This is a genomic window from Paenibacillus baekrokdamisoli (genome assembly GCF_003945345.1).
Taxonomy (GTDB): Bacteria; Bacillota; Bacilli; order Paenibacillales; family Paenibacillaceae; genus Paenibacillus_Z; species Paenibacillus_Z baekrokdamisoli.
In genome coordinates, this window is record NZ_AP019308.1 from 4,216,052 (window position 1) to 4,228,029 (window position 11,978).

Annotated in this window: 13 protein-coding genes; 1 reads left to right on the forward strand and 12 read right to left on the reverse strand. The window is 41.7% G+C overall.

The genetic code is table 11. The annotated features are described in order from the left end of the window. Positions 1-67: 67 nt before the first annotated feature. The 8 genes from EKN16_RS18645 to EKN16_RS18680 all read right to left on the reverse strand — a co-directional run bounded on the left by EKN16_RS18645 (position 68) and on the right by EKN16_RS18680 (position 7,349). The gene (locus EKN16_RS18645) at positions 68-367 is read right to left on the reverse strand and encodes a hypothetical protein (protein WP_125660500.1); all 300 of its coding nucleotides are present in this window, start codon (positions 365-367) and stop codon (positions 68-70) included. Between the two features lie 148 nt (positions 368-515). Beyond that, positions 516-875, reverse strand: coding sequence for a group I truncated hemoglobin (locus EKN16_RS18650; RefSeq protein ID WP_125660503.1), 360 nt, complete (start codon positions 873-875; stop codon positions 516-518). Between the two features lie 69 nt (positions 876-944). Beyond that, positions 945-2,252 (reverse strand): sensor histidine kinase, encoded by a 1,308-nt coding sequence (locus EKN16_RS18655; RefSeq protein WP_125660506.1) that lies wholly within the window; start codon positions 2,250-2,252, stop codon positions 945-947. A gap of 67 nt (positions 2,253-2,319) precedes the next feature. Further along, complete coding sequence (locus tag EKN16_RS18660) at positions 2,320-3,678, reverse strand: sensor histidine kinase (protein WP_125660509.1); 1,359 nt, start codon at positions 3,676-3,678, stop codon at positions 2,320-2,322. 24 nt (positions 3,679-3,702) lie between these two features. Next, the gene (locus EKN16_RS18665; RefSeq protein ID WP_164522871.1) at positions 3,703-4,386 is read right to left on the reverse strand and encodes a Crp/Fnr family transcriptional regulator; all 684 of its coding nucleotides are present in this window, start codon (positions 4,384-4,386) and stop codon (positions 3,703-3,705) included. Between the two features lie 102 nt (positions 4,387-4,488). Next, positions 4,489-5,166: a response regulator transcription factor gene (locus EKN16_RS18670; RefSeq protein WP_125660515.1), complete on the reverse strand. Its 678-nt coding sequence runs from the start codon at positions 5,164-5,166 to the stop codon at positions 4,489-4,491. Positions 5,167-5,264: 98 nt separating this feature from the next. Then, complete coding sequence (locus EKN16_RS18675) at positions 5,265-6,518, reverse strand: alpha-L-fucosidase (protein ID WP_125660519.1); 1,254 nt, start codon at positions 6,516-6,518, stop codon at positions 5,265-5,267. 78 nt (positions 6,519-6,596) lie between these two features. Further along, the gene (locus EKN16_RS18680) at positions 6,597-7,349 is read right to left on the reverse strand and encodes an endonuclease/exonuclease/phosphatase family protein (RefSeq protein WP_183530659.1); all 753 of its coding nucleotides are present in this window, start codon (positions 7,347-7,349) and stop codon (positions 6,597-6,599) included. A 197-nt stretch (positions 7,350-7,546) separates the two neighbouring features. On the opposite strand from EKN16_RS18680, the gene EKN16_RS18685 reads away from it, so the two are divergent. Continuing rightward, entirely contained in the window at positions 7,547-7,861 is a 315-nt protein-coding gene (locus EKN16_RS18685; RefSeq protein WP_125660524.1) for a glycoside hydrolase family 20 zincin-like fold domain-containing protein, read from the forward strand. A gap of 342 nt (positions 7,862-8,203) precedes the next feature. Here the strand turns inward: EKN16_RS18685 and EKN16_RS18690 are convergent, their stop codons facing one another. The 4 genes from EKN16_RS18690 to EKN16_RS18705 form a co-directional block, all read right to left on the reverse strand. Continuing rightward, a complete protein-coding gene (locus EKN16_RS18690; protein WP_164522872.1) occupies positions 8,204-8,440 on the reverse strand; it encodes an S-layer homology domain-containing protein in 237 nt (78 codons plus the stop codon). Then, the gene (locus tag EKN16_RS18695; protein WP_125660530.1) at positions 8,409-10,862 is read right to left on the reverse strand and encodes a TOTE conflict system archaeo-eukaryotic primase domain-containing protein; all 2,454 of its coding nucleotides are present in this window, start codon (positions 10,860-10,862) and stop codon (positions 8,409-8,411) included. Before EKN16_RS18695 ends, EKN16_RS18690 begins: the two co-directional genes overlap by 32 nt. 172 nt (positions 10,863-11,034) lie before the next feature. Then, entirely contained in the window at positions 11,035-11,430 is a 396-nt protein-coding gene (locus EKN16_RS18700) for a type II toxin-antitoxin system VapC family toxin (RefSeq protein ID WP_232015836.1), read from the reverse strand. Beyond that, positions 11,427-11,660 (reverse strand): hypothetical protein, encoded by a 234-nt coding sequence (locus EKN16_RS18705; protein ID WP_125660536.1) that lies wholly within the window; start codon positions 11,658-11,660, stop codon positions 11,427-11,429. The genes EKN16_RS18700 and EKN16_RS18705 overlap by 4 nt, the downstream gene beginning before the upstream one ends. Positions 11,661-11,978: the final 318 nt, after the last annotated feature.

The window sequence follows — 11,978 nt, forward strand, 5'->3', positions numbered from 1 at the left end:
GTGATGGTTCGGGTATTTGTTGCGTGATGGAGGGTTGTGTGGTGAACAGGGGGCATTTTGTTCGGTTTCAGGGGTGATTTTGTTCGAATGTGTGAGGGCATTTACTAAAATCCTTTACAGATAAAGCTTTTAGTAATTCTGATGTGGACTTAGTACGTCCTTCTATATAGGCTTCCATGCTTTCATTCATCATTTGTCCAAGGTCAGGATTCGATTGGATATCCGCAGCAATGGAATTGTGATCTTCCTCTTGAAGAACGATAGTGAATTTTCCTTTTCCAGGAATAAAGACTTGGCGAACAGAATTCTCTCTGTTCATGTTTGATAACTGTTCCATTAAGTCTTCTGTAGTTCGAACTTCTTCCATTTAATCACCGCCAATCTAAATTTATATTTTCATCATACCATAGTAAACGCTGGAATAAACGAATCAAGTACTCGGCAAAGATGAGGATTGAACCGTTGGCCTCACCCATACAACTTAACCGAACGGATTGTCATAACGTTCCGAGTCATCACTTATGCAGGATGCTACTTTCCAACGGAACGATAAGCTCAAACACCTTAGCAATATCTTCTTGGCTTACATTGAAGTGCTCAAGCGTGCCTTGAAGATGCTTCGCGATGGCTTGGAAATGCTCACGTTGAAGGTTAAATCCCTGATGGGCCTTCTCCATGGATTTGCCCGTATACTGATTAGGTCCGCCGAGAGCAAAGCTAAGGAAATGGGCTTGATGCCTTCGCAGTCGGTCAAGGTCCGTATGCTCAAAAAAACGATTTACCGTTTCATCCTCCAACACGCGTTTGTAGAACTCATCTACTACCGGAGCTAACCCTTCTACTCCCCCGAACTTTGCATACAATGATTGTTCCATACTCGTTCCTCCTCGATCTCTTGTTACCCGCAAGTATAGCTGAATATGATGTTCAATACTGTGAACGGGTTACATTTTGCGATATTTGGGGAACTGTAGAGTAAAGGTTGTCCCTGCACCCTGATTGCTTGACACCTTGATGCTTCCGTCATGCTTCTGCATGATAAGATAGCAATATGACAAGCCAAGCCCGAAGTTCTCCTCCCTCTTCTTCGTTGAATAGAACGGATCAAAGATTTGCGCTTCGGCTTTCTTAGCCAATCCTTTTCCATTATCGGCAAAGTCGATCCGGATTCCGCTCTTGCCCTCATATATTCTTATTGCAAGTGCTCCGCCTTCACCCTCCATGGCATCTATCGCATTGCAGATTAAATTACTGAACACTTCCTGTAGATGGAGCTTATCGCACATCATATCGCCGACGAAGGAATAATCCGTGCTAACGGAAACTCGTTTACTTTCGAGCAGATAACGATTGGAATGCAGCGCATGTGTCATCATATCCATTAAGTTCGCCCCACCTTCCACAAGCTCCACGTCTTCAATTTGCTTCTGAATCCGTTTGACCATATGCATCACTTGCTTTGTTTCTGCCAAAATTCGTTCAATATCTTCGTCTATTTGTTCGCTGCGTTGGGCATGCACATGCTCCTTCACTCTTCCCGTCAGCATGTCAATGTTAGTTATACGATTCTTCACGGCATGGTTAAACATAGCGGCGCCAGATGCAAGTCCTTTTATCATCTGGTCATGCAGTTGTCTCTCGAATCTTATTCTCACCCCAAGTACTCCGAAACGAATTGCAGCAATGATAAAAAAAACAAAGCCGCACCAAACAACGATAGAGAGGTTCAAGTAGCCGTCAAACTTCTGATTCACAGCTCTGTTCATATGGTTGAATACGACAATGGCGATAATCGGCGGAACAAAGAAGCAGGACGTAATGAGCCGATATTTTCTCTTTACACGGTTCTTTTCCTTTAAATAAGAAGAAACAAGCAAGCAGCAGCCCCCCAAATAATAAGGAGCCGTCCATAAGAGCATGAGAATAAAATCAATCTGTATTTCAGGTCTCAACGGACTGACAAGCAGCGTTACAGCGATAGGCAGAGGAAGCACGTAAGCTAGTAATTTCTTGGTGTGGTGGGTTACAGCTTCGGAATAGGAGATTGCGAACATAACAAATCCGTATGGAGAACAAGCTTGAAGGATGAAGAAGAGGAAGCTGCGCAGTTCGGACTGGACAACCACATCGGAAAGACTACCTAAACCGGTAAAAAGCAAAAAAAGAACCGCCCACTTATTTGACTCCTGCTTCGGACCGTAATAATAAAGAAAACCAGCAAGCGACAGATCCAGGATGGCTGAATAAATCAATTTTATTCCCCCCGCCAACTAACTAACCCTACATCGATTATACGTTAGTTAATGTGGTTTGGAAATATTATACAATGCGAGATTTGGGTAAATGAATGGTGAATGTCGCTCCTGTCTCCTGCTTGCTCGCCACTTCTATTTTGCCCCCATGCTTCCGCATGACAAGATAACAATAGGACAGCCCTAGTCCAAAATTGTCCTCCTTATGCTTGGTGGAATAGAAGGGATCGAATATTTTAGGAACAGCTTCCTTGGCAACCCCTTTGCCATTATCGGTAAAATCTATCAAAATGTATTTTTTATTTTCATAGATAGTTATGGAGAGTGCCCCGTTTTCCCCTTCCATCGCATCAATCGCGTTGCGGAGCAAGTTGTTAAACACTTCTTGCAAATGCACCCTGTCGCACAGAATTTGAAATTGTGCAGTATCATTCATCGTGACAGAAATGCGTTTGTTTTCAAATAAATTTCTATTGGCATGCAGGGCATGGCTGACAATATCAATCAGATTGTCGGTATCCTCTATGATCTCTACCTCTTCGATTTGCTTCTGAATTCGTTTGATCATCTGCATCATTTGCTTGGATTCCGCCAGAATAAGCTCAACGTCGCCGTTGATATGTTCATATTGCAGCAGCCGGGAGGTTTCTTTCAACCGTGATGCTAACATGTCAATGTTGGTTATCCGATTCTTCAAGGTATGATTCAGCATGGCTGTGCCTGAAGCAACTCCCGTGATGGTTTGATCAAGCAATTGTTTCTCAAATTTGATTTTCACGCCAAACACGCCGAAGCGAATCGCGAACAAAATATTGATACTAAATACAATCGCTCCAGAAAGATAAAAGTACTCTACTTCATTCACTTGAAAGCCAAATACCCTAACAACATTGTATAACGCAAAATTAACGACAATGGATGGAACAATTACGCATGCAGCGACAAGGCGCAAGGTTTTCTTTTTGGTTTTTTTCTCCTTGATATAAGCAAAAATGAGCAAGAAGCAAGTGGTGAGATAGTATGGAGCATTCCATAATAATAACACTCTGTAATCAACCACAAGATCGGGCTGCTCAGCAGCGAAAGCACACATCATCACGATTGGGAAGAGCAGCCAGACAGCCAACCTGTTGTTCGTGCGACGACTCATCAATTCCGAGTCAACAATGGAGAACATGAGGAATCCATAAGGGGTAACGATCCCCTGCAGAACAATAATCAAAGGATTTGCCTTCGTTAGTGCCATATAAAGCGAGGAATTGCTCCATTGAGAGGATTTCATTGCGGGCAATATCACGTTGGCAATCAAATGTGCCAGATCGTATAGAGCGGCGAAGCTCATTGTGAATAGCAGCCATTTGATCGATTCTTTTTTCGGACCATAAATATACAATAAGGTAACCGCTATTAACCCTAATGTAGACATGTAACCCTCCGATCGTCAACAAGCTTAAAAACTAGTTACTTTATCTGACAACAGATGCTTGTTTTTAACGATAATCCGCTTCTTATTTACTACAATGATGTGATCTGCCTGCAGTTCAGTCAATACTTTCGATACCATTTCTCTCGTGCAGCCTACCATATCAGCAATTTGCTGCTGCGTTAATCGCAAGTTGATCATGATCGTTTGATTGAGCGTAATGCCATATTCCTCGGCTAAACAGAGCAGCTGTTTATAAATGCGTGTGCGTACGTCCAGGAATGTGATGTCATGAATGCGATCGTTGGCTCGCCGCAGCCGCTTGATTAGAATCGTTAGCAGCTTATAAGTAACTCCCGGATTCGTTTCAAGCAAGCCTTGTAAATTACGCCTCTCAATTGCTGCAAGTACTGCTTTGTCCACAACCTCCGCATTGGCCGAGCGACATTCACTTCCATCAAACAATGACATTTCCCCAAAAACATCGCCTTCCTGGAGGGTAGACAGCACAAACTTCTTGCCATTATCGAATCGATTGATTTCCACCGTTCCCGAGAGAACAATATACAATTCATCCCCAATATCACCTTCCATGAAAATAAACGAGTTCTGATCGTACCTCTTTTCACTCATATATTGAGAGGTATGCTCCATGTCACTCGTAGTGAAGTCATCAAAGAATGATAGTGATTTCAATCGCTCTACGTTCATCGGAACACCTTCCTTCATTCCTTCATACTTACTTCTGATAGTATGAACTTTTGATCATAAAAAAAAATACTCAATGAATAGAGTATTTAATCGAATATAATTCTATGGTATAATATTTAACTTTTTAGCCAAATCTACAATTTCACTTGTGTTTTGTTTTTTAAGACGTAACCATTCCAGGTAGGGAAACTTCCCCTTCAATAACTTACTTACTTTAAAAATCTCATTGTTGATCGATTGCTCCGTATAGAATAGCTCATCCGCTATTTGGCTGCGATCATACCCCTCGCTTAGCAAGCGAAGAACTTGCACCTGAAGCTTGGTGATTTGCGATTTTAATTGCTGCTCCTGGGTATTAATCAATTGATTAACCAGCTTCCGCGCCGATGAGTGATGGATTCCCGATTTCTTAGTATGAGCTTGACGAATGGCTTCTGGAATATCACTGTAATATTCCTTCGTAATATAATTGACTACCCGACCGAATGTCATGGCTTGTAGAACCACTTCTTCTAAATCAAATGAAGATAGAATGATGATCTTCAAATCGAACCCTAGCCACTGCGATTCGAGCGCTACATTTAATCCCCCTTGGTAGTCTCCGGAAAGGTTCATATCCAGCAGCAGCACATCGATGGCTGCGGTTCTCAATAGTTCCATTAAATCAGCTTTGGTCCCCGATACACCAACTACCTCGAGATCCGCTTCTTTACCTATATAATCGGATAATAGATCTAGAAATACAGGATCGTCATCACATATACAAACACGAATGGTCATTCATTTCCACCCCATACTGGATAACAATTCGCTAAATAATGATCTATCTCCTTCTTTCCTTTTCCTACAATTAACCCTCATTCTTGTCTATCTATTCCTCACTCACCAACATAATAGAATGATATATCTTGAATGGACGGTACACCTTCCGAGTTCACAATGGTAAGAACGACGCTTCGAACTTTAATCGCAGGAATTCGGATAATCGCCTTGTGGCCAATATTTTGTCCCTCATAAATCGTAATCGGCCGATGCGATTTCTCGGTAATTATGCTGATTTGAAAGTTTCGGACCTGTTCGCCAAGCGTTAAATCTTCTTGAATAACAATATGGTCAAGCAAATGCGGAAGAGTTGGCTCATAAACCCATTCCAGTTCGTTATGCGTACATTGTTTCAAGGTTGCAATAGGGTTCTCAAATCTTCTGCGAATTTCCGATCCCATCGCTTTTAATTGACTTGTGTCTTTAGCCGGCAATAATCCTTGTCGATCAGGACCAATATTCAGCAGCAGGTTAGCACCCCGTCCTACGGAATAATAGTACAAGCCCATGAGCTGATCCAGACTTTTGACGGTATGCTCATCCTGATCGCTATAGAACCAATTCGCCCGCATCTGAACATCGCATTCAGCCGGCAGCCACAATTGTTCCCCTAATGCTTCTTTCTCTTCGGTTAATATTGAAAATTCAGTCGCATCCACCACATTCCAGCAAGGAAGCGGCGCAATACCATCCTCATTCCCTACCCAGCGAAAATCAGGATCTCCCATATTAAAAATTAATAGATTCGGTTGAAGACGGCGAATTTCTCCGATAATTCGTTCCCAATCGTATTCATGATCTTCAGAACCGCAGCCGTCGAACCAAAGGATATCAATGTCTCCGTAGTTGCCTAACAACTCTGTAATTTGATTAACAAAATAATCATCATAAGCCTGTGCGTTCTGATTATAGAAACCCGCAGACCCGTCAAATGGAGAATAGTATAATCCAGGTTTCACATCATATTTACGACAAGCATCAATGAACGCCTTAACGACATCCCCTTTCCCCTCTTTCCAAGGCGATTGTGCGACGGAGAAGTTCGTATACTTGGAGGGCCAGTTAGAGAACCCATCATGGTGTTTAGCCGTAAGTACGGCATAATTCATTCCCGCTTCTTTCGCTGTACGTATCCATTGCTCACAATCCAAATCGGTCGGGTTAAATAACGAAGGGGACATTTCTCTTTCATCAAAATCAACATAACCCTCATAAAAGGTTCTCAGACCAAAATGCACAAACAATCCAAACTCCCACGCCTGATAGGCGAGCTGTTTCGGGGTTGGTTTTATCATCGAATTAAATTTCATTTAAGCACCTCTTATCTTATTTTTGTATAGCTGGATCGATCTTCGATTTTCACATTATGCGAAACTTCAATAAAGCTCTTAATCGCTAAGCTGCATATAGGAAACTAGCGGTTTATGATCAGAAGCTTCAAAGTTATCAACAACATAAATCGCATTCATCGTCCAGTTGTTTGACTCCCGGTACAGGATGTAATCGATTTGATGGATAGGTAATTGAGAAGGCTCCGTGAGCAAGGTTTGACCTAAACTCTCAAGCATCCAATCCTTTTGGAATGCTGTTAATGTAGCACTTGTAGGCGTATCGTTCAGGTCCCCACAAAGCATCGCTGGTTTGCGAGGGAGGGATGCACAATACGTTTCAATCCTGCTTACCGATTCGGTTCGGCTTTGTTCATTGTCCCAATCCAGATGAGTAACAATAAGGGTTATTGATTTCCTAGTACCGTAAATCTCGGTAATATCGGCATCAACGAATAAGGCCGCACGCGGTTCGTTACCTGGAAGAGGGAGATTTCTCAAAACATGGAGTGGATATTTGGATAAAATGGCATTCCCATATTCTCCTCCGTCGTGATAAATGGCTCTCCCGAATACATAATTACTCATTCGAGTTAAGTTCGCTAACGAGGCAGTTTGGTCCACTTTACCGGAACGATTCATGTTCATATCCACTTCCTGCAGAAGTACAAAATCAGGTTCCTCCCCCTTGATTACAGAGGCTATTCGATATAAATCCAATGCGTCATCCGTTCCCACACCGCCATGAATATTATAAGTCATTACTTTTAATACAGGCGCCGCACCCCTAAGAGGCTCACTATTCATTGCCATCCCTCTCCCCTTCTCCATTAGTTGGAATCGTGTAAATTCGGATAATGCTATTATTGCATGGCGCTTATGCTGTTGGTTTATTTTCAAGTGAACTGCTCATATAATCCATGCAACTGATCATGAATTGCATTTCCCCCTCATTTTAATCATGGTAATTTAGAGTGAATCGTACGAGTGTGTAAACGGAGGCCCTTATAATGAGTAATGCAAACGTTAACAATGCAGCTCCCCTAGTCATTCCGAGCTTACTAGAATGGACGGGAGAAATAGGGACATTTCAGTTAAAGGATTCCGCGCAAATCGTCGTAGATTCCCTATTCAGTACGGAGCTTAAGCACACAGCAGCCGCATTAAAGGATGACCTGACTACAGTTACCGGCCATGATGCTGCAATTATCTACGCCAATTCCGCTCAAGCCGGGGACCTCTTCTTGACCTTAAGTACGGATGATGGTGGTATTGGAGATGAAGGGTATTTGCTGGAACTGCAGCCGAGTTCTTCACCCGCGTGAAGCAAATTGGAGACGAACCCTCCGTTAGCAATGCAGGCTCAACACAAAAAATAAGTGCTTTATAAATGCGAATCATTATGCGAAGCAGGTCGCTACGCTGACGGATCATTCTTACGATCGCTGTTGTCTCCCTATTTCTTGATTCTATCCCTTAAGGGTAGAAATCCGGAGACAAAGGCGAACGCTATCGCTTCTTCAGAACGATTCCGTCCGCTTCGCTTTTGTTTCGTGATGGCATACACTGATTATGGTATAGAACCATAATTGCAAAAAGAAAAAGCTATCCCTCAAGTAGCTTGTTTAGCTGTTTGAAGGATAGCTCTTGATGTAACACCTGCTGATTTAAATCAGTTCAGACTTTTTCAGAAGTCTCTGAATAATTGTTGCCACCTCTGCTCTAGAGATGTAGGCCTGTGGAGCAAGTTCAGTGCTGTTTCTTCCAGTAACGACTCCCGCTTGCAGACAGTCTGCAATGCTGATCTTCGCCCATTCCGAAACGTTCTTAGCATCTGTAAATGTGCCCAGCAGCTCGTCAAGCGGTGTATATTTACAATTCCATACCGCTATATCCCATGGCACGATAACCCTTTATTCTTTTCTTGTACATGCTCATGAGAAGAGGTACCTGGATATCGACATAATCGTATATCTGAACATCTTGTTTGTTAGCATGTGATCGGTGTAATCTCCCTGCGTATTGCTGCAAGCTTCCTTTCCATGAGATCGGATGAACTAAAAACAACGTATCTAGCCTAGCATCGTCGAATCCTTCCCCAATCAATTTACCCGTAGCAATAAAAACTCGCTCTTCCGTGTCAGTTATGTTAGCTATCCGTTGCCGGAGTTCCTCTCGCTGCTTTTTACCCATCCCGCCACGCAACACGATCACATTCTTCGCGAACTTTTCCAGTTTCTTTTCAAAATACTCAACATGGGTTGTTCGCTCTGCAAGAAGAATTGGTGATCTTCCTTGATTTAAACATTTTAATAGATCATCGAAAATTAATTCATTCCTTATTTCATCTTCTACTAACAACTGATAAATAGTCTGTATAGAAGGACCGGGAATACCGGGCATCTGAGTAGGTAATTGGAACGATGTATACCTTGGCACTACCTTATGCTCAAAACCTCTCACTAAAGCCTGGGATTTCGCATCAATTCTAGTTCGAATGGGACCACACTGCATAAGTACAATAGGTTGATGTCCATCCTGCCTAGTTGGAGTAGCCGTAAGACCAACGACATATTTGGCATTAGTCTTTTTCAACACTTGTTCGAAACTAAATGCCGAAACATGATGACATTCGTCGACAATGATTTGTCCGTACTCAGTTAAGTAATCCTTTATTTTTCCTTTATTGTTCAAGCTTTGAATGACGGCAATATCTATAATACCCGTTCGTTTCTCCTTCCCGCCCCCTATGACACCGATATCTTTTGAATGTAAATTTAGAAAAGTACTTAATCTTTCCTTCCACTGATCCATCAATTCTCGCCGATGCACCAACACTAAGGTGTTCACTTTTCTGGAAGCGATAATTGAAGCTGCAACTACCGTTTTTCCAAAAGCTGTTGTAGCAGAAAGAATACCCGTATCATGAGCTAGGATTGATCTAGCCGCGGCATCCTGCAAGGTCGATAGTTGTCCTGAAAAATGTAAGTCCACTTCTATTCCCTTGTATCTCTCATCAGTTATCGATAATTCAACACCATACTTCATAAAAAAATTCGAAACTAATTGCAGACAACCTCTAGGAAGAGCAATATGCTTAAGAAAGTCCTCTGCACAACCTATGACACGGGGTTTTCCAAAAGTAGGTAACCGCATGGCCTGGGTTTTATAAAAATCAGGATTTTGAAAGGAAGCAAGCCGCCCAATTCGATTTATCATCCATGCTGATAATCCATTCTTTTCAATATAGATCATATTAGATAGAATGATATGAACCTTCGATGGCAGTGTCATCTCCTTATCTTTTTCATCAAAATCAATTTGCTTATTTTCCCACGGTCTATCTTCTTCTTCCTCTTCCCAAATACCCACGTTTAACACCTTTGAACTCCTTGTAAGCTCTTGTAGTTTACTCTCAACTTGAGATAAACTCATTTTTCTTAAACCAGATAAGAAGCTCCACTGATCTTCATAGGGAGTAAAATTCTCGTCTACGAAAACACTGTTTCCTTCTTTCCGAGGGCCTCCTTGCAAAGGTAGAGCTATCAAATTGCCAAACCCACCTTTTGGAAGCGTATCTTGATTAGGAAATAGACGGTCGTAGGAATCCAGACCAAGCTCATATCTGTTCTCCATTGTTTTGGTTAAAAGAACACAGCCGAATTTCCGAGCTAAACTTGCTTCAGCAGGCTGCTCAAAAAATATCCATATATGCCCCCCATTTCCTGAACGGGAACGTTCCAACGCAACAGGTATCTGAAGATCTTCACAGGTTTTCATGACAGCGGCCGCATCCTGCATCCAATTTTGTTTATCAAAATCAATTGCTAGAAACCAACAAGTTTCATCTTGGAGCATCGGGTAAACTCCGATAGTACGATTAATCTTTGCATCAAGATGACTTGATATAATCTCATCCGTTATGGAGAGAAACTCTCTATGAGAGCACTCCGAACATTTTATTTGAGGTTTCTTACAAACAAAAGACCATTCATTCCCACATGCTGGCGAATACCCTGATTTCCCTGTTTTACTTTCCCATCTATTGGGATATACGTCTTCACGACCACGAAATAGATTACGAAATAAAGCAATCTTTTCACTCGGAGTAGAGTAAATATGGACGTTGCCCTTTTCAGGTTCTTTCTTGGCAATACGTTCATTAATCACAACCGCATCATTAGCAATAGGAGATCGACTAAAACCAATCGTCTCAGAATCATCTTTTGTAATATCAGCAAACTTTTGCTTCAATTGATGATTCTCCTGATTCAAGCGTTCAATTTCCTTCAGGGCAAGCACAAGCCTTTTTTCCAGGTCCTTCATATTCCCTCCGGTAAGCGAACGTTTGTAAGACTAATTTATCAAATGAATGTGAATATGAATATTAGAGACTAGAGTATCACGATTAGCCAAAATATAGCAGCACAAACTATAAAAAGCCGCCCACTCACATTAAATCGTGACAATAGGCGGTGGCTTTATTATTATAAAGAATCTATATTTTTATTAAAGATATTCCGAGTTCATTATGGACAAAGTTCATGTCGGAATCTCTTGATATTAGAGATAATTCATTAACCAGTGCAGTGGCTATAATGATGGCATCTGGGGTCTTTAGCTTTCGTCCCATACCTTTTTGATCCCTTCGAATAGTTCCAGCCAGCTTGGCAATTTCAGATGTTACCTCTATACATCTTTTAGATGTAAATAGTTTTTCTGCCCGCAATTGTTCCTCTGGTTTTAAGCCTGCAAATACCTCGCACTCTGTTATTGTAGAAAGATAAATCGGCATTTTATCTCTTGAGGATTGCTGGATAAAATTGATTACAGTATCCTCATTAATAAGAATTGCAATCGCAATATTCGTGTCAAGCAAGTAACCGCTATTCATGAATCCCATTCCTCGCGTGATCTATTCACTTCTTCGAGTAGTTCTCTACCTCTTTCAGGTGATAACGTCCCAGCTGCTTCAAGAAGATCATCAATGGAATAATCATCCTCTTGAGCTTCGACTGTTTGTTTTTCAAGATCTATGAGAACACGGGCATTATATATATTTAATTTTTGAAGCATCAATTTAATTGCACTTGCCGTTTGATAATCAATTTTTTTGGGAATCATGTTTATCCCTCCAACGCAATTTGATAAATCCATTATATCACACAGTTTAAAGTTTCAACTAACAATGATATCTCTTCCCTTATCCTCGCCTTAAGTGAAAGAATGGGCCACATGCACTCTTTCCGAATTCCGGTAGGATTTATGATATGCGAGTCAACCGACATGATGCGCCAAAGAAGGAGCTTGAAGTGTACGGGAAGCGCTGGCGAATTGAAGTGTTTTTCGCAAAGCCAAGCAAGAACTTGGCTTTGAAAAGTGCCACTCTAGATCCGAAGCACTCCAGCAAGCACATTTGGAGTTACTTTTTGCTGTGGAAAT